This window comes from Nitrosophilus kaiyonis (genome assembly GCF_027943725.1).
Taxonomy (GTDB): domain Bacteria; phylum Campylobacterota; class Campylobacteria; order Campylobacterales; family Nitratiruptoraceae; genus Nitrosophilus_A; species Nitrosophilus_A kaiyonis.
Genome location: NZ_AP025696.1, coordinates 218,252 through 242,246, shown reverse-complemented (window position 1 = coordinate 242,246; position 23,995 = coordinate 218,252). Strand labels below are relative to the sequence as shown.

Here is a 23,995-nt window from a genome sequence, read left to right as displayed (position 1 = left end):
TAAATGAGCGTAGGCAAAGCGAGTGAAGATTTTTGGTTAATTTTGAAGTAGAAGGAAAACTATTTCCCAATATTCAATGTTAATTTAAGTTTGAAGTTTTCAATGTCTAACGACTAGCGACTAAATACTAAAGACTAATATCAAATTAAAGGAGTAAAATGTATTTAAAAGATATAAGATTTTCAATTTGGGCAGATTTTATAGAGAGAGATTTTTTAGATAATGAGTTTAAAGAATTAATAGAAAAAAATATTGTTAATGGAGCTACAAGTAATCCAGCAATTTTTAAAAATGCTATATTAAATTCTTCAGCTTATAAAGAACAATTAAAAAAATTAAGTGATAAGACTCCTAAAGAAAAATATGAAGCTTTAGCTATATATGATATAAAAAAAGCAGCAGATATTTTGGAGCCTTTATATAAAAAAAATGATGATGGATTTGTGAGCATTGAAGTAGATCCTCATTTTGCAAATGATACAGAAAAGACAATAAAAGAGGCAAAAAAATTATGGAATGAGATAGATAGAAAAAATCTAATGATCAAAGTTCCAGCAACAGATGAAGGTTGCGAAGCTATAAAAGAGCTTGTAAAAGATGGGATAAATATAAATGCCACTTTAATATTTGATCCAAAATATGCTCAAAAATGTTTAGATGCAATAGAAGAGGGTCTAAAAAATTCAAAAGAAAATCCAAATATAGTTTTGAGTATATTTGTAAGCAGATTTGATAGAAAACTTGACAAGATTTTGGAAGAAAAAGGAATTGAAAAAGGAAAAGTTGGTATTTTAAATGCAGCAAAAATTTACAATATCATTCAAAAAAGAGCTCTTCCAAATGTAAGAGCTCTTTTTGCTAGCACTGGAGTAAAAGGAGATGATTATCCTCCATATTATTATATTTCAGAACTTATTGCTCCAAATAGTATCAATACTGCTCCAATTGAAACTATAAAATCTTTTGTAAAATATGGTAAAAAAGATGTAAAACTTCCGATAATGGAAGAAGAGATTGATAATTTTTTTGAAAATCTCAAAAATAGTGGTATCGATATGCAAAAAGTTTATGATGAACTATTAAAAGATGGATTAGTTGCGTTTAAAGATGCCTTTGATGAGATTATGAAAGAATTGGAGTAGATTATGGAAAATTTTTCTATTGAAGAACTTACTTTTGAGACAACAAATAAAATAAGAAAATATCTTAAAAAACTTGTATATATGGGTGGAAGTGATTTACATATAAAAGCTAATTCAATTATTAGAGCTAGAATAAATGGCGATATAGTACCTTTTTCTGGCGAAGTTATCTCAAAAGATGAGGCATTAATTCTTGCAAAAGAGTTACTTAGAAGCAGATTTAAAGAGTTGGTTGAATATAAAGATGTGGATTTAGTATATATTTATGATGAGAATACAAGATTTAGGGTAAATATATTTTTTCAAATGGATGGAGTATCTGCTGTATTTCGTACAATACCTGTGAAAATAAAATCAATTGATGAACTTATGCTTCCAGCATCTATCCATAAGCTTACTCAGATTCCAAGAGGGCTTGTTTTAGTAACAGGTGTTACAGGAAGTGGTAAATCTACAACTCTTGCAGCAATAATTGATGAGATAAATAAAAATAGAAGAGAACATATAATTACTATAGAAGATCCAGTAGAATTTGTACATAAAGATAAAAAATGTATAGTTAATCAAAGAAGTTTAGGACAAGACACTATAAGTTTTTCAAGAGCACTTAGGTCTGCTCTAAGGGAAGACCCTGATATTATCCTTGTTGGCGAGATGAGAGATCTTGAAACTATTGAGATGGCTTTACATGCAGCTGAAACTGGGCATCTTGTTTTTTCAACCCTTCATACATTGGATGTTAAAGAAACAATAAATAGGGTTATAAGTATGTTTCCTTCTGAAGAACAAAATAGAATTAGAATAGTTTTAGCCTCAGTTTTAGAGGCAGTTGTATCACAAAGACTTGTTAAAAGAAAAGATGAAGGTCGAATTGCAGCAGTTGAATTGATGTTTAAAACAAAGAGAATCGAAACAATGATAGAAGAGGGTAGAGAAATAGAGATAACAGATGCCATAGAAGAGGGTAAAATTTATGGTATGCAAACATTTGATCAAGCATTATTAGATCTATATAAAAAAGGTCTAATAGATGAAGAAGAGGCAATGAATAATGCAACTAGTAGAGCAGATATGAAACTGAAAATTGAAGGTTTTTCAGATAAAACAGTTAACGCAAAAGATAATTTTGTTGGAGAATCAGATAGTGATGTTATAGATTTGAAAATTTAATTTAACTTAAAATTTTTTTTAGTATAATACGCCTCCAATTCAAATAAAAGGAAGAGTAATGTTAGAAGGCATAATTAGAGAGAGTATCGGCAAAAAAGAGTCAAAAAAGCTTCGCCGAGATGGTTATCTAATTGCCAATATTTATGGGAAAGGCTTTGAAAATATCAATGCAGCTTTTAAAAAGGGTGATTTTATAAGAGCTGTGAGAAATAAAGAAAAATTGGCATTCCCTGTAAAAGTTGGTGATAAAGAGTTAAATGTTGTTGTGCAAGATTATCAAAAAGATCCAGTGACATATGATCTTTTACATGTTGATTTAATGGTTGCACAACCTGGTGTAGTTACTTACTATATGGTTCCAATAAAAACTGTTGGTACACCTAAAGGTTTGAAAAATAAAGGTGTGCTTGTAGTTTCAAAAAGAAGAATCAAAGTAAAAGGTGCAATTGAAAATATTCCAGACTCAATAACTCTTGATGTTACGGACTTAGATGTTGGTGATGCAATACTTATAAGAGATATTGAGTTGCCAGAAGGTGTTACTCATATGATACCTGATAGAGTTGCAGTAGTAGGTGTTGTAAAAGCTAAATAATGTTTTTAGTTGTAGGTCTTGGAAATCCTGGGCCAAAATATAAAAACAATAGACACAATATTGGATTTATGGTGGTTGACTATCTGGTCAACCATCTAAATCCTATTCCAATTTCAAAAAAAGATTTTAAAGGCGAACTTTATAAGTTAAAAGATATCCTTCTTCTAAAACCCTCAACTTTTATGAATCTCTCAGGCGAAAGTGTTAAAGCTGTAAAAAATTTTTATAAGATTAAAAATAGTAATATAATTGTAATACATGATGATTTAGATCTTCCTTTTGGAGCTATTAGATTTAAAAAAGGTGGAAGCAGTGGCGGACATAATGGCTTAAAATCTATAGATAATCATATAGGAAATGATTATATTAGAGTACGAATTGGGATAGGTAGACCAAAAGATAAATCACAAGTAGTAAATTTTGTATTGAATGATTTTAATGAAGAGGAAAAAAAATATTTAGATGATATTATAAAGAAAGCTTCTCTTGCTGTTATTGAGTTAACGAAAGAGGATTTGGATAAAGTTAGAAGCAGGTTTAGTCAAAAAGGAATAGTTTTAAAGAGGAATAATGTTAAATAGATATCTATCTTTTTTATATATTAAATATTTTTTTATTATTTTATCTGCTTTAATTATTTTTTTTGTTGGTTTAGATTTTTTGCAAAATGCAAAATCTTTACCAAACTCAGCAAACTTACAGATTTTATATATTTTGTATAAAAGTTTTTATGCTATAGATATTTTATTGCCTATTACAATTGTTTTTGCAATGATCTCTACAAAGATTTCATTAATTAGATCCAATGAACTTGTAGCAATTTATTCAATTGGCTATGATAAAAAAAGTGTTATAAAACCTCTATTTGTTTTATCATTTTTAATAACATTATTTTATATTTTATTACATACAACATCTTTTTCTTATGCTAATGAAAATGCAGATAATATAAAAAAACATAAATTTCTAACTAGTGCTACACAAAATCTATTTTTTAAATATAATAATTATTATATATATTTTAAAAAACTATATCCTTTTAGAAAAGAGGCTAAAGATATTAAAATATTTCTTATGAAAGATCATAAATTAGAAGAGATAATCAGGGCAAAAAGTGCTTTTTTTAAAAATAATAGCTGGAAAATAGAAAATGCAACTATTGTTAAAAAAATAGATAATAAAAATCCAAAATTAAAAATTTTAAAAAGCAAAAATATAGATATTTTACAAGGATTTAAACCAAAAATTTTAGATAGAGTATATGAAGGAAAAACAAGTTTTAGTATTATAGATGCAATTTTGGCTATAAAACTTTTAAAAGAGCAAAATATTAATATACAAAAAATAAAAGCTGTTCTTTATTCTCAAATAATATATCCTTTTTTTGCTCCTTTTTTAATGGTTATACTTTTTTATTTTGTACCAATTACACAAAGAATTGCAAGTATAACAATTTTTAGTTTTGGTGCAATAATTTTTTCATTATCAATATGGGGAGTTTTATATGCTCTTGTTAGACTCTCATTTACAGGAGTTTTGATTCCAGAAATTACTACTTTACTTCCTATATCTACTCTTTTTATCATATCTTTACTTTTTTATAAAAAATATTAATCCACTTTTTGGTAAAATAGCCCACCACTATATTTTTATTTAATTAAAGGGACCTCTAAATAAGGAAATTTTATGATAGATTTTAAAAACTTAGCAAAAAAATATGATACACCATTATATGTATATGATTTTGATTTGATAGAGAACAATTTTAAAGATTTAAAAGAGGCTTTTAAAGCAAGAAAATCTTTAATATGTTATGCAGTTAAAGCAAATTCAAATCTTTCTGTTTTAAAAAAACTTAACTCATTAGGCAGTGGAGCAGATTGTGTTTCAATTGGTGAAATAAAAAGGGCACTTCTAGCTGGTATCCCTAAATATAAAATAGTTTTTAGTGGGGTAGGTAAAAAAGATAGTGAGATTGAAGAGGCTTTAAAGCTGGATATTTTATTTATTAATCTTGAAAGTGAAGCAGAAATGCTTCGTGTAGAAGAGATTGCAAGAAAGCTTGGAAAGAAAGCAAGAATAAGTATAAGAGTAAATCCAAATATTGATCCAAAAACTCATCCTTATATCTCAACTGGTCTTCATGAAAATAAGTTTGGCGTTGAAATTGATGTTGCAAAAAGAATGTATTTAAAAGCTCATAGAAGTTCCTTTTTAGAGCCAGTTGGTATTCATTTTCATATAGGAAGCCAACTAACTGAACTTGAGCCAATCAAAGAAGCAAGTCAGATAGTAGCTGATTTGACAAAAAGTCTTATAAAAATAGGAATAGATATAAAATTTTTTGATGTTGGTGGTGGTCTTGGTATAAAATATAAAGATGAAAAAACGATAAAACCTTATGATTATGCTCAAGCAATTTTTTCTACTCTAAAAGGTCTTGATGTAACAGTTGTTTGTGAACCAGGTAGATTTTTGGTTGGTAATGCTGGCTATTTCTTAACAAAAGTTTTATATGAAAAAATAAGTGGTAAAAAAAGATTTATAATAGTTGATGGTGGAATGAATGATCTTCTTAGGCCATCTTTATATAATGCGTATCATAGGGTTGAAGTTGTTGGCAAAAAAGGTGATGAAAGTTTAGCTGATGTTGTGGGCCCTGTTTGCGAAAGTGGAGATTTTTTTGCAAAAGATAGGCTTTTGCCAAAAACAGAGCATAATGATTTAATTGTTATATATAGTGCAGGAGCATATGGATTTGTTATGAGTAGCAACTACAATTCAAGACCAAGAGTTGCTGAAGTTGCAATAGAAAATAAAAATGATAGAATAATTAGACAAAGAGAAAGCTTTGAGGATTTAATTGCAAAAGAGGTTGATTTTATATGATCTATTTTATTGATGTTCAAGGAACATTGATAGATGATAAAGATAAAAAGCCAATACCAGGTGCTATTGAATTTATAAATGATTTAAATAGTAGAAAAATTCCATATATTGTTGTAACAAATAATACAAAAAGAGACTCAATAGATTTCATAAACTATTTAAATAATATTGGATTTAATTTAAATGAAAAAAATTATATAGATCCTTTAATGATTTTAAATGAAATAATTAAAGAGAAAAATATAGCAGTTTATGGAACAGAAGAGTTTTTAAAAATTGTAGATACTCTTGGATATAAAAAAGATTTTAAAAATCCAGAAGCTGTATTAGTTAGCATCAAAGATGATTATAAATTTGATGAATTTGCTCAAATAATAGATTTTTTATTAAATGGAGCAAAACTTTACGGTATGCATAAAACTGCCATATATGCTAAAAATTCAAAAAGATATCCAGGTGTTGGTGCAATTTTAGAGATGTTAAAATTTGCTACTAAAAAAGAGTATAAAGTTATTGGGAAGCCTAGTGATATTTTTTTTAAAAAAGCTTTAGATAAATTAAAAAAGAGTATAAAAAAGGATATATCTTTTAAAGATATAACAATTATAAGTGATGATGTTATAGGAGATTTGATAGAAGCTAAAAATCTTGGAATGAAGACTGTATTTGTATTGAGTGGCAAATTTAGAGATGAAAAAGAGATATTGCCATATTTAAAAAAAGAAGAAAAACCAGATATGACTGTAAAAAGTATTGGTTATATCCAAAAGATGGGGGTAATATGAATCTTAATGAATTAAGAAAAAAAATTGACTCTATCGATGATGAAATTTTAGAGTTATTAAATAAAAGAATGGAAATAGTAAAAAAAGTTGGAGAATTAAAAAACAAAACTGGCGCTCCAATATATAGGCCAGAGCGCGAACAAGAGATTTTAAATAGACTGAAAAAAGAAAATAGAGGACCCCTAAATGATTCAGCGATAGATGCAATATTTTTAGAAATTTTTGCAGTAGCAAGAAATCTTGAAAGACCAGAGCGTGTTGCATATCTTGGACCTATTGGAAGTTTTACCCATCAAGCTGCTGAAGCAAAATTTGGAGCTATGAGTGATTATCTATCAATGAATTCTATAAATGCGGTTTTTAAAGCAGTTGAGACAAAAAGAGCAAAATATGGAGTGGTTCCTATAGAAAACTCTATAGATGGCGTTGTTGGAGAGACTTTAGACCTGCTTGGAAGAAGCGATCTTTTAATAGTAGCTGAAAGCTATATGCCAATTCATCATACTTTTGCTACATTGGAAGATGATTTAAGCAAGATAAAAAAAATCTATTCAAAAGATATTGCTTTTGGACAGTGTAGAAATTTTTTAATTGAGCATGAATTGGAAGATGTTGAATTAATACCTGTAGAATCTACTGCAAAAGCAGCAAAACTTGCAGCAAAAGAGAAAGGCAGTGCTGCAATTTGCTCTCATATAGCAGCAAAACTCTATAATTTACCAATTCTATTTGAAAATATCGAAGATCTACATACAAATAAAACTAGATTTATTGTTATTAGTGATTTTAAAAATGAAAAAAGCGGAAATGACAAAACATCTATTCTTGCAAAGTTAGAGGATAAACCAGGAGCTTTAGTTAAATTTTTGGAAGATTTTGATAAAGAAAAGATAAATCTAACAAAAATAGAGAGTAGACCTGCAGCTGATAAGGAGTTTAGTTACTGGTTCTATATAGATTTTGATGGGCATGTAGATGATGAAAATGTTCAAAAGATTTTTAAAAAGCATAAAAAAGAGATTAAGTGGCTTGGAAGTTATGTAAAAGCTATAAGTAGTAAGGATTGATATGAGATTTAATGAAGAGTTAAAAAATATCAAAACATATGAAGCTGGTAAGCCTATCGAGTTAGTTGTTAGAGATTTTGGAATTAATGAAAAAGATATCATAAAGTTAGCATCAAATGAAAATCCTTATGGTACAAGCCAAAAGGTTATTGAAGCTGTAAAAAATATAGCAGACAAAATGTATATGTATCCAGATGATAGTATGTATGATTTAAAAAACCTATTATCTAAAAAATTTAATGTAAATAGCAATGAGATAATAATTGGTGCTGGTAGCGATCAAGTTTTAGAGTTTGCTTCAAGAGCTGTGCTTAATAATAAAAGTAAAGTTTTAATGAGTAAAATCACTTTTGCTATGTATGAGATTTATGCAATGCAGCAAGGTGCAAAAATTATAAGAAGTTCATGTTATAGGCATGATTTAGATGAATTTTATGAACTTTATAAAAAAGAAAATCCTGATATTATTTTTATTTGTACCCCAAATAATCCAACAGGAGATGCAATAGATAAAGATTATCTATTTGAGTTTTTGAAAAAAGTAGATGAACCTTTAATAATTGTTGATGGTGCGTATATGGAATATGCCTCTTTTAAAGATAAAAATAAAAAAATTTCTCCTAAAGAGTTAATAGAAAATTTTGAAAATGTTTTATATCTTGGTACTTTTTCAAAAGCTTATGGACTTGGAGGTATGAGAGTAGGCTATGGAATAGCAAATAGAAAAATTATTGAAAATTTGTATAAATTAAGACCTCCGTTTAATATTACAACTTTAAGTCTAAAAGCTGCTACCGAAGCACTAAAAGATGAAGAATTTGTAAAAAATAGTATTGAAAAAAACTTTTCTCAAATGGAAAGATATGTAAATTATGCTTTAAAAAAAGGTTTTGAATTTATAGATAGTTATACAAATTTTATAACTTATATCTTACCAAAAGATATTAATTCAAAAGATATATCAAATAGATTAATGAAAAAAGGTATCATTATTAGAGATTTAAATAGTTATGGAATGAATGCTATTAGAATTACAATAGGTACAAAAGAGCAAAATAGTATATTTTTTGAGAAATTTGATGAGGTTTTAAATGAATATTAAAGATTATACTCTGCCTCAGCTTGAAGAGCTTTGTGAAAAGATTAGAAATAGAATTTTAGAAGTTGTTAGCAAAAATGGAGGCCATCTTAGCTCTACTTTAGGAGCAGTAGAGTTAATTGTTGCTATGCATTATGTTTTTGATGTAGAAAAAGATCCATTTATATTTGATGTGAGTCATCAAGCTTATGCACATAAACTATTAACAGATAGATGGGAAAAATTTGATACATTAAGGCAATTTGGCGGAATTAGTGGTTATACAAAACCAAGTGAATCTAAATATGATTATTATGTTGCTGGACATAGTTCAACTTCTATCTCTTTAGCTGTTGGAGCTGCAAAAGCTATTAGACTTAAAAATGAAGATAGATTACCTGTTGTTTTAATTGGCGATGGGGCTATGAGTGCAGGTATGGTTTATGAAGCATTAAATGAGCTTGGTGATAAAAAATATCCTGTTGTTATAATATTAAATGATAATGAGATGAGTATATCTAAACCTATTGGTGCAATTAGTAAATATTTGAGCCAAAAAATGGCAAGCCCTCTTTATCAAAATATAAAAAAAAGAACAGAAAAGCTTCTCTCTCATTTACCAGAATCTGCAACATATTTAGCAAAAAGATTTGAAGAGTCTCTAAGACTCATAACACCTGGTATTTTATTTGAAGAACTTGGAATAGAGTATATTGGCCCAATAGATGGACATGATTTAGAAGGATTGATTCAAACTTATAAAATCGCAAAAGAGTTAAATAAGCCTGTAATTATCCATACCCAAACTTTAAAAGGAAAAGGGTATAAAATAGCAGAAGGCTATTTTGAGCATTGGCATGGAGTTGGGCCATTTGATATAAGCACAGGAAAGCCATTAAAAAAAAGCAGTAAACCAAGTGCAACATCTTTGTTTAGTAAAGCTTTAATGGAAGTTGCACAAAAAGATGAAAAAGTTGTTGGTGTTACTGCAGCAATGCCAAGCGGAACAGGATTAAAGCCATTAATAGAAAAGTTTCCAGATAGATTTTGGGATGTAGGCATTGCAGAACAGCATGCAGTTACTTCAATGGGACCTTTGGCTAAAGAGGGTTTTAAACCTTTTGTAGCAATCTATTCAACATTTTTACAAAGAGGTTATGACCAAGTTATTCACGATATTGCTCTTATGAATATACCTGTAGTTTTTGCTATAGATAGAGCAGGAATTGTGGGAGAAGATGGTGAAACACATCAAGGGGCATTTGATATAAGTTATTTAAGAGCTATACCAAATATTACTCTTTTTGCGCCAAGAGATGAAAAAAGTATGAAAAGAGCAGTTGAATTTGCTTATACAATGAAAACACCATGTGCCTTTAGATATCCAAGGGGTCCTTTTATGCTTGATGAAGAATTTGAAGATATTCCATTTGAGATAGGAAAAGCTCAAATGTTAATTGAAAAAGATAGTGATATCTTATTTATTGGATATGGAAATGGTGTCGGAAGAGCATATGAGACTATGAAGCTTTTAGATTATAATATATCTTTATTGGATCTTCGTTTTGTAAAACCACTTGATGAAGATTTATTAAAATCACTTATGAAAAAATATAATAAGATTTTTGTTTTTAGTGATGGTGTAAAAATGGGAGGTGTTGCAAGTGCGATAGAAGAGTTTTTAATGAAAGAAAAAATTGTAAATAAAGAGATTTATTCATTTGAGTATGATGATATATTTATTCCACATGGAAAAACAGAAGATGTGGAAGAGTTTTTAAAAATTAGACCAAATCAGATAGCTTTAAAAATTGAAAATATTTTAAAAGGATAGATATGGGAGAAATTATCGAAATTTTAAAAGAGAAAAAATTAAAAGCTACACCACAAAGACTTGCAATATTAAATATTTTAAATGGACATACTCATCCTACAATAGAAGAGATCTATGAAGAGATTAAAAAGATTTTTCCTTCAATATCTCTTGCAACAATATACAAAAATATAAATACATTAAAAGATGTGGATTTAATTACTGAATTAAATCCTGGTGGAAAATTAAAGTATGATATCAATTTAAAGCCACATTTTCATGGAGTATGTAAAAATTGCGGAAAAATTATCGATTTTTATGATGAAGATTTAATAAAAGAGTGCAAAAAAACAATAGAGAAAAAGATTGATAAGGAAGTTTTTGATTTAAATATTTCTGTTTCTATTTTATGTGAAGATTGTGCCAAAGCCTAAGTAGGCTTTGGCTAAAAATTATAATTCATCTGCATGTTTAGCAAGATATTCTGCAACACCTTCTGGAGTTGGTTTCATAGCCTCTTTTCCTTTTTCCCATTCGGCAGGACAAACTTCACCATGTTCATTAGCAAATTCCATAGCATCTACCATTCTTATCATCTCATCAATGTTTCTACCAAGTGGTAGGTCATTTATAACAGCATGTCTGATAGTACCATCTTTATCAATTAAAAAGCTTCCTCTTAATGCAACACCTGCTTCTTCAAGTAAAACATCATAATCTTTTGAAATCTGTTTTGTTAAATCTGCTACTAAAGGATATTTAATTTGACCAATTCCACCTTTTTCTACTGGAGTATTTCTCCAAGCAAGGTGAGTATAATGACTATCAACTGAACATCCTATAACATTAATTCCTCTTTTATTGAATTCTTCAATTCTATGGTCAAATGCTATGATTTCACTTGGACAAACAAATGTAAAATCTAATGGATAGAAAAATAGTACTGCTCCTTTTTCTCCAATATTTTCATAAAGATTGAAATCTTCAACAATTGTGTTGTCTGGCATAACAGCTGGAGCCGTAAAATCTGGTGCTTTTTTTGTTACTAACATAGTAATCTCCTTTTGGAAAATTTTTTTCTTTAGAAAAACAATATTATTGTAACAGATATAAGCTAAAAATTATCTAACTTTAACAATTTAGATTAAAAATATTGAGTTTATCTATTAATATAAACTTTAAATTTTTATAAATTATCTATTTTTTTAAAATTAGATATAATTCATTTTAAATTTTAAAACAAAGGGTAGATATGGCAAGAGAGTATCTATTTACTTCAGAGTCAGTTACAGAAGGACATCCAGATAAAATGGCTGACCAGATAAGTGATGCAATTTTAGATTATATTATCGAAAGAGATAAAAATGCAAGAGTTGCATGCGAGGCATTATTGAGTAATGGATTTTGTATAATTGCTGGTGAGCTAAAAACAACGACTTATGCTCCAATGCAAGAAATAGTTAGAGAGGTTATTAGAGAAATAGGATATACAGATGCACTATATGGATTTGATTATAGAAGTGCAGGAGTTTTAAATGCTGTAGGAGAGCAGTCTCCAGATATAAATATTGGTGTTGATAAAGCAAGTGGAGAAATAGGAGCTGGTGATCAAGGGTTAATGTTTGGATATGCATGCAAAGAGACTGATGTTTTGATGCCTCTTCCAATTTATTTAGCTCATCAATTAACTCAAGGACTTGCAAAAGCAAGAAAAGAAGGTACTTTGCCGTTTCTAAGACCAGATGGTAAAGCTCAAGTTACAATAAAATATGAAGATGGAAAACCAAAAGAGGTAAAAACTGTTGTTGTCTCAACTCAGCATGACCCAGATGTAAGTTATAATAGGTTAAAAGATGCTGTAATAGAAGAGATTATTTATAAAGCTATTCCATCAGAATTAATTGCAGATGATATAGAATATCATATAAATCCTACTGGAAGGTTTGTAATAGGTGGGCCTCAAGGAGATGCAGGACTTACTGGTAGAAAAATAATAGTTGATACTTATGGTGGAAGTTGTCCTCATGGTGGTGGAGCTTTTAGTGGGAAAGATCCTACTAAAGTTGATAGAAGTGGAGCATACGCAGCAAGATATGTTGCAAAAAATTTAGTTGCAAGTGGGGCTTGTGAAAAAGCAACAATTCAGATAGCTTATGCAATTGGGGTTGTAGAGCCAGTCTCAATAATGGTAGATACTCATGGAACATCAAAAGTTGATGAAAAATTAATAGAAAAATGTGTGAAAGATATATTTGATTTAACGCCAAAAGGTATTATTGAAACATTAGACCTTTTAAGACCAATATATAGAAAAACTGCAGCATATGGGCATTTTGGTAGAGAACTTGAAGAATTTACATGGGAAAAAACAGATAAAGTCGAACAAATTAGAGATTATTTGAAACTATGATAATTTTTCAAGAAATATTTAAAAATATTTTGATATAGTTATTTCGTCTAAATTGATTTCATATTAAAGGAGATAAAATGGCAGTTAAAATTACAGATATCTGTATCAACTGTGGGGCTTGTATAGATGAATGTCCAGTAGAAGCAATTGTTGATGATGAGGATAATCCAACTGGTGAAGAAATATATTATGTTTATCCAGATAAGTGTGTTGAGTGTGTAGGTTATCATGATACACCAGCTTGTGCTGAAGCATGTCCAACAGAAGGATGTATTGTTTGGGATCAATGTTATGAGGGAATGCCTTGTAGAGAAGATGTTCCTGCAGAAGCAAGAGAAAATCATCAACCTGTAATAGAGTAATTAAAAAAATTTTGGAAAGCCACTTGGCTTTCCAATTATTATTAAAATTTAAACTTCTTTTAGGAAACCTTACTGTAAAATTCCGCTCTAATTTATTTTAATCAGGAGAAATATATGCAAAGAACGCTTTCTATTATAAAGCCAGATGCAGTAGAAAAAAATGTTATTGGAAAAATTATTGATAGATTTGAAAGTAATGGACTTAGAATTGCAGCTATGAAAAAAATAAAACTAACAAAAGATGATGCTGCAAAATTTTACGAAGTTCATAAAGAGAGACCTTTTTTTAATGATTTAGTTGAATATATGACAAGTGGCCCTGTAGTTGTTATGGTGTTAGAAGGTGAAAATGCTGTAGCTAAAAATAGAGAATTAATGGGTGCTACAAATCCTAAAGAAGCTGCTCCTGGAACTATAAGAGCAGATTTCGCTGAAAGTATTGAAGCAAATGCAGTACACGGAAGCGATAGTTTAGAAAATGCTCAAAAAGAGATCAGATTTTTCTTTGCAGAAAGGGAAATACTATAATTGAAGATAGAGTTTAAAAAGATAGGATTTGAACCTAAAAAGTTTCAATTAAGTAAAAACGGTATCGAATTTCAAGGTGAGTTTAAAAAAGATAAAGATGGTTTAGTTGATATTTTAGGAAATATCAAAAATGAGCTTAATGTTACTTGCGATAGATGTTCAAAAGAGTTTATGATAAAATTAGATGAGAATATTCATTTAAAAGCAAGTGATGGTTTATATAAAGGCCATTTAGAAGAGTATGATGTTTTAGAGTTTTATGATGGAATGATAGATTTTGATGAAATTTTAGAGAGTGAAATTGCATCTATAAAATTAGATTATCATATATGTAATGAATGCGAAAAAATTGAAGATTTTGAAAAAGAGTTTTAAATTAAAATAAGGAGAAATTATGGCAGTACCAAAGAGACGTGTTAGTAAAACAAGAGCTGCAAAAAGAAGAACACATTATAAACTAAGTTTGCCAAGACCTGTTAAAGATAAAGATGGAACTTGGAAAATGCCACACCATATAAACAAATTTACAGGTGAATATAAAAGCTAAAAATGGTTAAGATTGCCATTGATGCTATGGGTGGGGATTTTGGACCCTATCCTATAATAGAAGGAACCATATTAGCACTTAAAGAAAAAAAATTTAAAGCAATACTTGTTGGTGATAAAGAAAAAATATTATCACTAATACCAAACTCATTAAAAAATAGCATTGAAATTGTTCAAGCTGATGATGTTATTGAAATGGGTGATGCTGCAACAGATGCTTTAAAAAGAAAAGAGAGTTCCATATATAAAGCAGTTGAACTTGTTAGTCAAAAAAAAGCAGATGCAGTAGTATCAGCAGGGCATAGTGGTGCTACTATGAGTCTTGCAACTTTAAGAATAGGAAGATTGAAAAATATTAGTAGACCAGCTATTGCAACATTAATGCCAACTTCAAAAAACAAAAAAAGTTTAGTTCTTGATGTTGGTGCTAATGTAGATTGCAAGCCAGAACATCTTTTTGAATTTGCAGTTATGGGCGAAGCATATGCTAAAGCTATTTTAAATAATAAAAATCCAAAAGTTGGACTTCTTTCTAATGGTGAAGAAGAAACCAAGGGTAATGAATTAACAAAAAGTGCTTTTAAGATTTTAAAAAAACTTCCTTCTTTTATTGGAAATGTAGAAGGAAATAACATTTTTGATGGAAGTGTGGATGTTGTGGTTTGTGATGGTTTTACCGGAAATATAGTATTAAAAACTGCTGAAGGTGTTGCACAAACAATTGGAATATTTATGAAAGAGAATATAAAAAAATCACCAATTAGAATGGCTGGTGCGATTTTAATGAAAAAAGTTTTCAGATCATTAAAAAAAGAGATCGATTATTCAGAATATGGCGGAGCACCTTTAATTGGAATAAAAGGTTGTGCAATTATAAGTCATGGAAAAAGTACTCCTAAAGCTATTAAAAATGCAATTTTTCAAGCAATCAGATATGTTGAATCAGATATTAATAGTTCAATAGAAAAAAGATTAGAAGAAGTATTATAAAGGATAAATTGTGTACGCAGCTTTTAGATCTGTTGGATCTTATATCCCTAAAAACATATTAACAAATGAAGATTTAGAAAAGATTGTTGATACTTCTGATGAGTGGATAACAAAAAGAACAGGTATTAAAACAAGATATATTGCTGATAAAGAAGAATCAACAAGTGATTTAGGATTAAAAGCTGCAAAAGTTGCTATTGAAAGAGCCAGAATCAATGAAAATGATTTGGATATGATAATTTGTGCTACTATTTCTCCTGATTTTTTTTGTATGCCTTCTACTGCATGTATGATTGGAAAAAAATTAGGAGTTTCTAATATTCCATCATTTGATATAAGTGCAGCATGTAGCGGTTTTATTTATGCTTTAGCAATGGCTAAATCTTTTATAGAATCAAATATGGCAAAAAATATTTTAATAGTAGGTGCAGAAAAATTAAGTGCAATTGTAGATTATAGTGATAGAACAACATGTGTTCTTTTTGGAGATGGTGCAGGTGCAGCTATAATTAGTGCCACTGAGAAAAAAGAGGAAGCTATTATTGATGTGAATATTTCAGCTGATGGAAAATATCATGATTATCTTATAACACCTGGATGTGGAACAAACAATCCTTGTAGTGAAGAAGCTATAAAAGAGCATGCTTGTTTTATGAAAATGAAAGGAAATGAGACTTTTAAAGTTGCTGTAAAAACTTTAACAAATGATGTTATTGATATATTAAAGAAAAATGGTATAAAAAGTGAAAATATTGATCATTTCATACCACATCAAGCAAATTATAGAATATTGAATGCAGTTGCAAATGCTCTTAAATTAAAAGACGAACAAGTTGTTATGACTGTTTCAAAATATGGAAATACTTCTTCTGCTTCTATCCCTATGGCAATGAGTGATTTATATGAACAAAATAGATTAAAAAAAGGTGATTTAATGCTTCTTGATGCATTTGGCGGTGGATTTACTTGGGGTAGTGCAATTGTGCCTTTTTCTCCATTTAATTAGATTTTAAGGAAGTATTAAATAAACTTTCGTTCGCTTTTTGAGGCGGTGATCTTTAAAAGAGAAAAGAGCAAGATTGAAAAGAGAAGGCGATCTTGACAAGAGGTTAAAATTTTAATATAATTTCATCCCTTAAAAGTAAAGGGTTCGAATAACTCATCTGAGTTTGAGGATGAGTTAGAGAGTTCTTTTGATAGATAATGATCTTTGAAAACTAGACAAATATAGAGGAAATTCCTTTGAGTCGAAGACAAACTTTTTTTATGGAGAGTTTGATCCTGGCTCAGAGTGAACGCTGGCGGCGTGCTTAACACATGCAAGTCGAACGAGAACGGCTCAAACCTTCGGGTTTGAGTGTCAGCTAAGTGGCGCACGGGTGAGTAATACGTAGCTAACCTGCCCTATAGCGGGGGATAACAGGCCGAAAGGCCTGCTAATACCCTATACTCCTTCCATACACAAGTATGGTTGGGAAAGCGTTATGTAGCGCTATAGGATGGGGCTGCGGCCTATCAGCTAGTTGGTGAGGTAACGGCTTACCAAGGCTATGACGGGTAGCTGGTCTGAGAGGATGATCAGCCACACTGGAACTGAGACACGGTCCAGACTCCTACGGGAGGCAGCAGTGGGGAATATTGCGCAATGGGGGCAACCCTGACGCAGCAACGCCGCGTGGAGGAAGAAGGCCTTCGGGTTGTAAACTCCTTTTCTGAGGGAAGATAATGACGGTACCTCAGGAATAAGCACCGGCTAACTCCGTGCCAGCAGCCGCGGTAATACGGAGGGTGCAAGCGTTACTCGGAATCACTGGGCGTAAAGGGCGCGTAGGCGGTTAAGTAAGTCGGGTGTGAAAGCCCACAGCTCAACTGTGGAACTGCATTCGAAACTGCTTAACTAGAGTCCGGAAGAGGCAGGTGGAATTGGTGGTGTAGGGGTAAAATCCGTAGAGATCACCAGGAATACCCATTGCGAAGGCGACCTGCTGGGACGGTACTGACGCTGAGGCGCGAAAGCGTGGGGAGCAAACAGGATTAGATACCCTGGTAGTCCACGCCCTAAACGATGGATGCTAGTCGTTGGAGTGCTAGTCACTTCAGTGATGCAGCTAACGCAATAAGCATCCCGCCTGGGGAGTACGGCCGCAAGGCTAAAACTCAAAGGAATAGACGGGGACCCGCACAAGCGGTGGAGCATGTGGTTTAATTCGAAGATACGCGAAGAACCTTACCTGGGCTTGACATCCCGAGAATCCCTCAGAGATGGGGGAGTGCCTACTTCGGTAGGAGCTCGGTGACAGGTGCTGCACGGCTGTCGTCAGCTCGTGTCGTGAGATGTTGGGTTAAGTCCCGCAACGAGCGCAACCCTCGCCTCTAGTTGCCAGCACTTAGGGTGGGCACTCTAGAGGGACTGCCCGGGCAACCGGGAGGAAGGTGAGGACGACGTCAAGTCATCATGGCCCTTATGTCCAGGGCGACACACGTGCTACAATGGCGCGTACAGAGAGAGGCGATACCGTGAGGTGGAGCAAATCTCTAAAGCGCGTCCCAGTTCGGATTGCAGTCTGCAACTCGACTGCATGAAGTCGGAATCGCTAGTAATCGCGGATCAGCCATGCCGCGGTGAATACGTTCCCGGGTCTTGTACTCACCGCCCGTCACACCATGGGAGTTGAGCTCACCCGAAGCCGGGAAGCCAACTGTTTATCAGGGGCTACCGTCCACGGTGGGCTCAGCGACTGGGGTGAAGTCGTAACAAGGTAACCGTAGGAGAACCTGCGGTTGGATCACCTCCTTTCTAGAGAGTACGATCTAAAGATTAGATTCTTTGGATTACAAAGGCTCAAAGGAAGAGTACTCTATATTTGTCTAGTTTTGAGAGATCAAGGGTTCTTTAACAATATGAGATGGTGGAGAGAGCTAAGATAGAGACCCTTATCAGGGGTGTGATTTATAGTCGTTAGTCAATAGTCGATAGTCGTCAGTTTAAAAACTAATGACTAATGACTAACGACTATAGACTAATGACTAACAGAGGGCCTGTAGCTCAGGTGGTTAGAGCGCACCCCTGATAAGGGTGAGGTCAGAGGTTCAAGTCCTCTCAGGCCCACCATGTTGAGAGAGTCTTGCACAAACTCTTTCACTTACGTACTACAAGGTACGCTACGCAAAAGAGTTTGCACAATTCACTACTCAACCGAGATATGGGGTCTTAGCTCAGCTGGGAGAGCGCCTGCCTTGCACGCAGGAGGTCACCGGTTCGATCCCGGTAGACTCCACCATATTTGGTAATTAGTAATTGGTTATTAGTTATTAGTAAAAAAACAAAAAAAACCAATAACTAATACACTAATATACCAATAACAAAAGTCTAAGTTAAGCTCTTGTAGAAGAGTTTAACTTAGACTTTGTAAGTCTAAAGGTTATTTGACAATCCATTGTTTATAGTCTAAAAGGTAAAGATACAATTGAAGCTTTACTCAATAAAGTATTTGAGTAAGGCGGCAGTGCGCTTTAGAAGTAGGTAAGCTACAAAGGGCGTACGGTGGATGCCTAGGGTGACAGAGGCGATGAAGGACGTGCTAGGCTGCGAAAAGCCTCGGGGAGCTGCCAAGAAGCTTTGATCCGGGGATTTCCGAATGGGGCAACCCGGCTGACAGAGATGTCAGTCACCTCACTTAGGTGAGGGGCGAACCTGGGGAAGTGAAACATCTCAGTACCCAGAGGAGAAGAAATCAACAGAGATTCCCTTAGTAGCGGCGAGCGAACGGGGAGTAGGGCAAACCGCTAGCTTGCTAGCGGGGTTGTAGGGCTCCCATCAAGGTACCACGAAGGTTAGCAGAAGTGTCTGGAAAGGCACACCAAAGAGGGTGATAGTCCCGTATGCGAAAACCCTAGTGGGCCTGGGATGTCCCTGAGTAGGTCGGGACACGTGTTATCCTGACTGAAGCTGGGAGGACCACCTTCCAACCCTAAATACTCCTGTCACACCGATAGTGCACAAGTACCGTGAGGGAAAGGTGAAAAGAACCCCAGTGAGGGGAGTGAAATAGAACCTGAAACCGTATGCCTACAATCATTCGGAGCCCTATGAGCGTAAGCTCAGGGTGACGGACTGCCTTTTGCATAATGAGCCTGCGAGTTGTGGTATCTGGCGAGGTTAACCGAACGGGAAGCCGTAGCGAAAGCGAGTCTGAAAAGGGCGAAAGAGTCAGATGCTGCAGACCCGAAGCCAAGTGATCTATCCATGGCCAGGCTGAAGGTGGGGTAAGACCCACTGGAGGGCCGAACCGGTGGAGGTTGAAAACTCTTCGGATGAGCTGTGGATAGGGGTGAAAGGCCAAACAAACTTGGTGATAGCTGGTTCTCTCCGAAATATATTTAGGTATAGCCTCAGGTAGTAGCTATAGGGGGTAGAGCACTGATAGGGCTAGGGCTGCTCACCGCGGTACCAAACCCTGTCAAACTTCGAATACCTATAGTGTAAGCCTGGGAGTCAGGCGTAGGGTGATAAAATCCTATGTCGAGAGGGGAACAACCCAGACTACCGACTAAGGTCCCAAAGTTGTGACTAAGTGGAAAACGATGTGGGGCTGCTTAGACAACCAGGAGGTTGGCTTAGAAGCAGCCATCCTTTAAAGAAAGCGTAACAGCTCACTGGTCTAGCGGCCCTGCGCGGAAAATATAACGGGGCTAAGTCACACACCGAAGTCGTAGGTTCTCTCTGGTGAGAGAGCGGTAGGAGAGCGTTCTTGTCGGCGTTGAAGCTGTACCGGTAAGGAGCAGTGGAGCGGCAAGAAGTGAGCATGCAGGCATGAGTAGCGATAAAACAGGTGAGAATCCTGTTCGCCGAAAGCCCAAGGTTTCCTACGCGATGCTCGTCAACGTAGGGTTAGTCGGGTCCTAAGCCGAGTCCGAGAGGGGTAGGCGATGGGAAATCGGTTAATATTCCGATACCTACTTTACACAAGGCGATGGGGTGACGCTTAGGGCTAGCCGAGGTCACTGATGGAGTAGTGGCTCGAAGGGTGTAGGGTGCACAGTAGGAAAATCCGCTGTGCGAGTACCCGAGACCTGACAGGCTCTCAAAGCCCTTCGGGGCGGCGGGAGAATCGGTGATGCCGTCGAGCCGAGAAAAACCTCTAAGCCGTTTGAGTGTAAGGTAGCCCGTACCGTAAACCGACACAGGTGGGCGAGATGAGTATTCTAAGGCGCGTGGAAGAACCCTGGTTAAGGAACTCTGCAAGCTGGCACCGTATCTTCGGTATAAGGTGTGCCCATAGTAGGTGAAGGTCTTCGCGACTGGAGCCGAGGTGGGTCGCAGCGAAGCGCTCCATCCGACTGTTTATCAAAAACACAGCACTCTGCTAACTCGTAAGAGGATGTATAGGGTGTGACGCCTGCCCGGTGCCGGAAGGTTAAGGGGATCCATTAGCTCTTCGGAGCGAAGTGGTGAACCGAAGCCCCGGTAAACGGCGGCCGTAACTATAACGGTCCTAAGGTAGCGAAATTCCTTGTCGGTTAAATACCGACCTGCATGAATGGCGTAACGAGATGGGGGCTGTCTCGACCAGGGATCCAGTGAAATTGTAGTGGAGGTGAAAATTCCTCCTACCCGCGGAAAGACGGAAAGACCCCGTGGACCTTTACTACAGCTTGACACTGCCATCGGGATGAGGATGTGCAGGATAGGTGGGAGGCTGAGAAGCCTGGGCGCCAGCTCAGGTGGAGCCGTCCTTGAGATACCACCCTTCCTCATTCTGGTGGCTAACTTGCCACAGTTATCCTGTGGGAGGACAATGTCTGGCGGGTAGTTTGACTGGGGCGGTCGCCTCCTAAAGAGTAACGGAGGCTTACAAAGGTTGGCTCAAAGCGGTTGGAAATCGCTTGGAGAGTATAAAGGCATAAGCCAGCCTGACTGTGAGAGAGACAACTCGAGCAGAGACGAAAGTCGGTCTTAGTGATCCGGTGGTTCTGAGTGGAAGGGCCATCGCTCAAAGGATAAAAGGTACCCCGGGGATAACAGGCTGATCTCCCCCAAGAGCTCACATCGACGGGGAGGTTTGGCACCTCGATGTCGGCTCATCGCATCCTGGGGCTGGAGCAGGTCCCAAGGGTATGGCTGTTCGCCATTTAAAGCGGTACGCGAGCTGGGTTCAGAACGTCGTGAGACAGTTCGGTCCCTATCTTCCGTGGGCGTAGGAAGGCTGAGGAGAGCTGACCCTAGTACGAGAGGACCGGGTTGGACGTGCCACTGGTGTACCAGTTGTTCTGCCAAGAGCACCGCTGGGTAGCTATGCACGGAACGGATAACCGCTGAAAGCATCTAAGCGGGAAGCCGACTCCAAGATGAGCCTTCCCTGAAGGACGGTGGAAGACTACCACCTTGATAGGCTGGGTGTGTAAGCCCTGTAAGGGGTTTAGCTGACCAGTACTAATAGTCCGTTTGGCTTACCAATAAAAAAGCACTGCCGCCTTACTGAGATACTTTATTAAATTTTAGACTATAAACAATGGATTTGTTCTTTAAATTTGGTGTATAAGTTAAAAATCTTAAATGATAAATAACTGACAAGAGAATTGAGTCTTTTTCGAAAGATTTACTTCTCTTGTCCTGGTGCCTATAGAGCGGAGGAAACGCCCAGCTCCATTTCGAACCTGGAAGCTAAGCTCCGCATCGCTGATGATACTGCAGCCTCCGGCTGTGGAAAAGTAGGTCGGCGCCAGGCAAGATTTTTTGATCTTCAAAACTTCTTATTATCTTGAAAATTCAAAAATAGTTTTTAAAGTTATTGCTTTTATTTTTTTAATCCATCCTTTATGTGGATTTTCACGAAATTCTACTGATATACCTCTTATAATCCTTATCTATCCTTAATATAGTAGTTTTTTAATCAATTATTTTGGTATATTTTTTGTTACTGTTTCTAACAATTCACCATTACAGCTTAATTCAAGTTTTAGTTTTGTTGCATTTGGGTCATAATCCATAGTTACCCAAAATGGTAAATATTTTGATGAAAGAGGTTCAATATTTAAAACTTGTCCTCCTGCTGCTCTCCATCTATTATTTACATATTGATATCCTTGTAATGTTGCAGAGATTCTATGTGAAGTATTATTTTTAACAGTTGCTTTCCAATGGTGATGTGTTTTATCAAAAGTGACATTTCTTATATTAACTGCTGGTGTTTTTAATGATATGATTTTTGTAAAATTAGATTTTTTTAATAGTGTACCCATTGCTGGTGAAATTTTTAATTTTACTTTTTTGCTGATACAGCACCTATCTGCCTGGCCTGTTATTGTAAAAGTACATATATTCTTTTTTGGTGTAAATGATTTTGTTATGTTTTGAATATATGAAGTACAAACAAGTCTGTTTTTTTTATCATATTGTTCAACATTGATATTAAATGTTAAATTTCTTTTTTGTAAATTGATACATTTTAAAGTAATGCTCCAATCAATTTTTCCAGTGGATGTATTTTGCTTTGCACTATATTTAATTACCTTGATACTAGATTTTATAGCTGTATGTTTTGCAGTATTTTTATTTATATTTTTATTTATATTCAAAGTAGTTGCAGGAAATGCTGCAAACAAAGGAACACCCAATCCAATAAGCAGATAAATAATAAATTTTTTCATGATAGATCCTTTCAAAAGAATTTTTTAAACAATTACTTTGGAATGTTTTTTGTTACACTTTTAAGCAATTCACCATTACATTTTAATTCGACTTTTAGTTTTGTTGCATTTGGGTCATAATCCATAGTTACCCAAAATGGTATATATCTTGATGAGAGAGGTTCAATAGTTAAAACTTGTCCTCCGCAATCTCTCCATCTATTATTTACATATTCACGTCCTTGCAATGTGACAGTGATTCTATGTGAAGTATTATTTCTGACAGTTGCTTTCCAATGATAATTTTTTGTATCGAAAGTAACTTTTTTTATTTCAACTGCTGGTATTAATTGTTTAGAGATTGTTTTTTTAAATTTTTTTGACTTAATAGGCAAGCGATTTTGTTGTGATATTGTAAATTTAATTGTTTTGCTATTACAACATCTATTTGTTTCTCCTGAAATTACATAAGTATCTAAAAATTTTTTAGGTACAAATGGTTTAGTAGTTATATTTTGTGTATAAGAATTACAAACAAGTTTATTATTTTTGTTATATTGTTGAATCTTTATCTTAAATGAAAGATTTTTATTTATTAAATTTGTACATTTTAAAGTAATACTCCAATCAATTTTACCTGTAGATAGATTTTGTTTAGCACTAATGTTGCTAATACCAATTCCAGGTTTGATTCTATGTGGTTTTTTTATCAGAATATTTTTTTCAATATGTAAATTAGTATTTGGAAATGCTGCAAACAAAGGAACACCCAATCCAATAAGTAGATAAATAATAAATTTTTTCATGATAAATCCTTTCAAAAGAATTTTTTTAATGATCAAAAACTATTTTTCATTTTATAGTTTATAATTTAGTTTTTTCTTATTTAAATCACAAATTGAATATATTTTTAATTTTATTGCATTTTGAGAATATCCATTGGTTGGTATTTGTACCAGGTTTTATTAAAACTGAGTAATTGTTAATTGGA

At 34.0% G+C, this 23,995-nt stretch carries 21 protein-coding genes, 2 tRNA genes and 3 rRNA genes; 23 read left to right on the top strand and 3 right to left on the bottom strand.

The window, feature by feature from the left end:
* The first annotated feature begins 158 nt into the window (after positions 1-158).
* The 11 genes from QML81_RS01225 (at position 159) to QML81_RS01175 (ending at position 10,973) form a co-directional block, all read left to right on the top strand.
* On the top strand, positions 159-1,142 hold the full coding sequence (locus QML81_RS01225) for a transaldolase (RefSeq protein ID WP_281951371.1): 984 nt from the start codon (positions 159-161) through the stop codon (positions 1,140-1,142).
* A 3-nt stretch (positions 1,143-1,145) separates the two neighbouring features.
* A complete protein-coding gene (locus QML81_RS01220; protein WP_281951370.1) occupies positions 1,146-2,312 on the top strand; it encodes a type IV pilus twitching motility protein PilT in 1,167 nt (388 codons plus the stop codon).
* 58 nt (positions 2,313-2,370) lie between these two features.
* Positions 2,371-2,907: a 50S ribosomal protein L25/general stress protein Ctc gene (locus QML81_RS01215; RefSeq protein WP_281951369.1), complete on the top strand. Its 537-nt coding sequence runs from the start codon at positions 2,371-2,373 to the stop codon at positions 2,905-2,907.
* Positions 2,907-3,488 (top strand): aminoacyl-tRNA hydrolase, encoded by a 582-nt coding sequence (gene pth / locus QML81_RS01210; RefSeq protein ID WP_281951368.1) that lies wholly within the window; start codon positions 2,907-2,909, stop codon positions 3,486-3,488. Before QML81_RS01215 ends, pth begins: the two co-directional genes overlap by 1 nt.
* Positions 3,478-4,521, top strand: a complete 1,044-nt coding sequence (locus QML81_RS01205) for an LptF/LptG family permease (RefSeq protein ID WP_281951367.1) — start codon at positions 3,478-3,480, stop codon at positions 4,519-4,521. Before pth ends, QML81_RS01205 begins: the two co-directional genes overlap by 11 nt.
* 72 nt (positions 4,522-4,593) lie before the next feature.
* Positions 4,594-5,796 carry a diaminopimelate decarboxylase gene (lysA, locus tag QML81_RS01200; RefSeq protein WP_281951366.1) on the top strand — a complete coding sequence of 401 codons (1,203 nt, stop codon included), beginning with the start codon at positions 4,594-4,596 and terminating at the stop codon, positions 5,794-5,796.
* The gene (locus QML81_RS01195) at positions 5,793-6,581 is read left to right on the top strand and encodes an HAD-IIA family hydrolase (protein WP_281951365.1); all 789 of its coding nucleotides are present in this window, start codon (positions 5,793-5,795) and stop codon (positions 6,579-6,581) included. Before lysA ends, QML81_RS01195 begins: the two co-directional genes overlap by 4 nt.
* Positions 6,578-7,648, top strand: coding sequence for a prephenate dehydratase (gene pheA / locus QML81_RS01190; protein ID WP_281951364.1), 1,071 nt, complete (start codon positions 6,578-6,580; stop codon positions 7,646-7,648). The genes QML81_RS01195 and pheA overlap by 4 nt, the downstream gene beginning before the upstream one ends.
* A 1-nt stretch (position 7,649) precedes the next feature.
* Positions 7,650-8,750 carry a histidinol-phosphate transaminase gene (gene hisC, locus QML81_RS01185; protein WP_281951363.1) on the top strand — a complete coding sequence of 367 codons (1,101 nt, stop codon included), beginning with the start codon at positions 7,650-7,652 and terminating at the stop codon, positions 8,748-8,750.
* Complete coding sequence (gene dxs, locus QML81_RS01180; RefSeq protein ID WP_281951362.1) at positions 8,740-10,560, top strand: 1-deoxy-D-xylulose-5-phosphate synthase; 1,821 nt, start codon at positions 8,740-8,742, stop codon at positions 10,558-10,560. Before hisC ends, dxs begins: the two co-directional genes overlap by 11 nt.
* A gap of 2 nt (positions 10,561-10,562) precedes the next feature.
* The gene (locus tag QML81_RS01175) at positions 10,563-10,973 is read left to right on the top strand and encodes a Fur family transcriptional regulator (RefSeq protein ID WP_281951361.1); all 411 of its coding nucleotides are present in this window, start codon (positions 10,563-10,565) and stop codon (positions 10,971-10,973) included.
* Positions 10,974-10,991: 18 nt separating this feature from the next.
* Here the strand turns inward: QML81_RS01175 and QML81_RS01170 are convergent, their stop codons facing one another.
* The gene (locus QML81_RS01170) at positions 10,992-11,591 is read right to left on the bottom strand and encodes a peroxiredoxin (protein ID WP_281951360.1); all 600 of its coding nucleotides are present in this window, start codon (positions 11,589-11,591) and stop codon (positions 10,992-10,994) included.
* Between the two features lie 200 nt (positions 11,592-11,791).
* Between QML81_RS01170 and metK the strand changes: the two genes are divergently transcribed.
* From metK to rrf, 12 genes are all read left to right on the top strand, one after another.
* Entirely contained in the window at positions 11,792-12,949 is a 1,158-nt protein-coding gene (gene metK / locus QML81_RS01165; protein ID WP_281951359.1) for a methionine adenosyltransferase, read from the top strand.
* Between the two features lie 77 nt (positions 12,950-13,026).
* Complete coding sequence (locus QML81_RS01160; RefSeq protein ID WP_281951358.1) at positions 13,027-13,311, top strand: 4Fe-4S dicluster domain-containing protein; 285 nt, start codon at positions 13,027-13,029, stop codon at positions 13,309-13,311.
* Between the two features lie 114 nt (positions 13,312-13,425).
* Positions 13,426-13,839, top strand: coding sequence for a nucleoside-diphosphate kinase (gene ndk, locus QML81_RS01155; RefSeq protein WP_281951357.1), 414 nt, complete (start codon positions 13,426-13,428; stop codon positions 13,837-13,839).
* Positions 13,840-14,214 (top strand): DUF177 domain-containing protein, encoded by a 375-nt coding sequence (locus QML81_RS01150; RefSeq protein ID WP_281951356.1) that lies wholly within the window; start codon positions 13,840-13,842, stop codon positions 14,212-14,214.
* 19 nt (positions 14,215-14,233) lie between these two features.
* Entirely contained in the window at positions 14,234-14,386 is a 153-nt protein-coding gene (rpmF, locus tag QML81_RS01145; protein WP_187647198.1) for a 50S ribosomal protein L32, read from the top strand.
* A 2-nt stretch (positions 14,387-14,388) separates the two neighbouring features.
* Positions 14,389-15,375 carry a phosphate acyltransferase PlsX gene (plsX, locus tag QML81_RS01140; RefSeq protein WP_281951355.1) on the top strand — a complete coding sequence of 329 codons (987 nt, stop codon included), beginning with the start codon at positions 14,389-14,391 and terminating at the stop codon, positions 15,373-15,375.
* A 7-nt stretch (positions 15,376-15,382) separates the two neighbouring features.
* Positions 15,383-16,381, top strand: coding sequence for a beta-ketoacyl-ACP synthase III (locus tag QML81_RS01135; RefSeq protein ID WP_345741148.1), 999 nt, complete (start codon positions 15,383-15,385; stop codon positions 16,379-16,381).
* Positions 16,382-16,638: 257 nt separating this feature from the next.
* Positions 16,639-18,172 (top strand): 16S ribosomal RNA (locus tag QML81_RS01130).
* 238 nt (positions 18,173-18,410) lie between these two features.
* Positions 18,411-18,487: transfer RNA gene (locus QML81_RS01125), tRNA-Ile, on the top strand.
* A gap of 93 nt (positions 18,488-18,580) precedes the next feature.
* Positions 18,581-18,656, top strand: a tRNA-Ala gene (locus QML81_RS01120).
* Positions 18,657-18,896: 240 nt separating this feature from the next.
* Positions 18,897-21,833: ribosomal RNA gene (locus QML81_RS01115) — 23S ribosomal RNA — on the top strand.
* 154 nt (positions 21,834-21,987) lie between these two features.
* Positions 21,988-22,103 (top strand): 5S ribosomal RNA (gene rrf, locus QML81_RS01110).
* The 16S, 23S and 5S rRNA genes sit together here with 2 tRNA genes alongside, the layout of an rRNA operon.
* A 169-nt stretch (positions 22,104-22,272) precedes the next feature.
* Here rrf and QML81_RS01105 read toward each other — a convergent pair.
* Both QML81_RS01105 and QML81_RS01100 read right to left on the bottom strand, forming a co-directional pair.
* The gene (locus tag QML81_RS01105) at positions 22,273-23,025 is read right to left on the bottom strand and encodes a hypothetical protein (protein WP_281951353.1); all 753 of its coding nucleotides are present in this window, start codon (positions 23,023-23,025) and stop codon (positions 22,273-22,275) included.
* A gap of 32 nt (positions 23,026-23,057) precedes the next feature.
* The gene (locus QML81_RS01100) at positions 23,058-23,810 is read right to left on the bottom strand and encodes a hypothetical protein (protein WP_281951352.1); all 753 of its coding nucleotides are present in this window, start codon (positions 23,808-23,810) and stop codon (positions 23,058-23,060) included.
* Positions 23,811-23,995 lie beyond the last annotated feature (185 nt).

Coding starts and splice junctions, on each gene's coding strand:
- QML81_RS01225 (WP_281951371.1), top strand. CDS start 159: ATGTATTTAAAAGATATAAGATTTTCAATTTGGGCAGATTTTATAGAG.
- QML81_RS01220 (WP_281951370.1), top strand. CDS start 1,146: ATGGAAAATTTTTCTATTGAAGAACTTACTTTTGAGACAACAAATAAA.
- QML81_RS01215 (WP_281951369.1), top strand. CDS start 2,371: ATGTTAGAAGGCATAATTAGAGAGAGTATCGGCAAAAAAGAGTCAAAA.
- pth (WP_281951368.1), top strand. CDS start 2,907: ATGTTTTTAGTTGTAGGTCTTGGAAATCCTGGGCCAAAATATAAAAAC.
- QML81_RS01205 (WP_281951367.1), top strand. CDS start 3,478: ATGTTAAATAGATATCTATCTTTTTTATATATTAAATATTTTTTTATT.
- lysA (WP_281951366.1), top strand. CDS start 4,594: ATGATAGATTTTAAAAACTTAGCAAAAAAATATGATACACCATTATAT.
- QML81_RS01195 (WP_281951365.1), top strand. CDS start 5,793: ATGATCTATTTTATTGATGTTCAAGGAACATTGATAGATGATAAAGAT.
- pheA (WP_281951364.1), top strand. CDS start 6,578: ATGAATCTTAATGAATTAAGAAAAAAAATTGACTCTATCGATGATGAA.
- hisC (WP_281951363.1), top strand. CDS start 7,650: ATGAGATTTAATGAAGAGTTAAAAAATATCAAAACATATGAAGCTGGT.
- dxs (WP_281951362.1), top strand. CDS start 8,740: ATGAATATTAAAGATTATACTCTGCCTCAGCTTGAAGAGCTTTGTGAA.
- QML81_RS01175 (WP_281951361.1), top strand. CDS start 10,563: ATGGGAGAAATTATCGAAATTTTAAAAGAGAAAAAATTAAAAGCTACA.
- QML81_RS01170 (WP_281951360.1), bottom strand. CDS start 11,591: ATGTTAGTAACAAAAAAAGCACCAGATTTTACGGCTCCAGCTGTTATG.
- metK (WP_281951359.1), top strand. CDS start 11,792: ATGGCAAGAGAGTATCTATTTACTTCAGAGTCAGTTACAGAAGGACAT.
- QML81_RS01160 (WP_281951358.1), top strand. CDS start 13,027: ATGGCAGTTAAAATTACAGATATCTGTATCAACTGTGGGGCTTGTATA.
- ndk (WP_281951357.1), top strand. CDS start 13,426: ATGCAAAGAACGCTTTCTATTATAAAGCCAGATGCAGTAGAAAAAAAT.
- rpmF (WP_187647198.1), top strand. CDS start 14,234: ATGGCAGTACCAAAGAGACGTGTTAGTAAAACAAGAGCTGCAAAAAGA.
- plsX (WP_281951355.1), top strand. CDS start 14,389: ATGGTTAAGATTGCCATTGATGCTATGGGTGGGGATTTTGGACCCTAT.
- QML81_RS01105 (WP_281951353.1), bottom strand. CDS start 23,025: ATGAAAAAATTTATTATTTATCTGCTTATTGGATTGGGTGTTCCTTTG.
- QML81_RS01100 (WP_281951352.1), bottom strand. CDS start 23,810: ATGAAAAAATTTATTATTTATCTACTTATTGGATTGGGTGTTCCTTTG.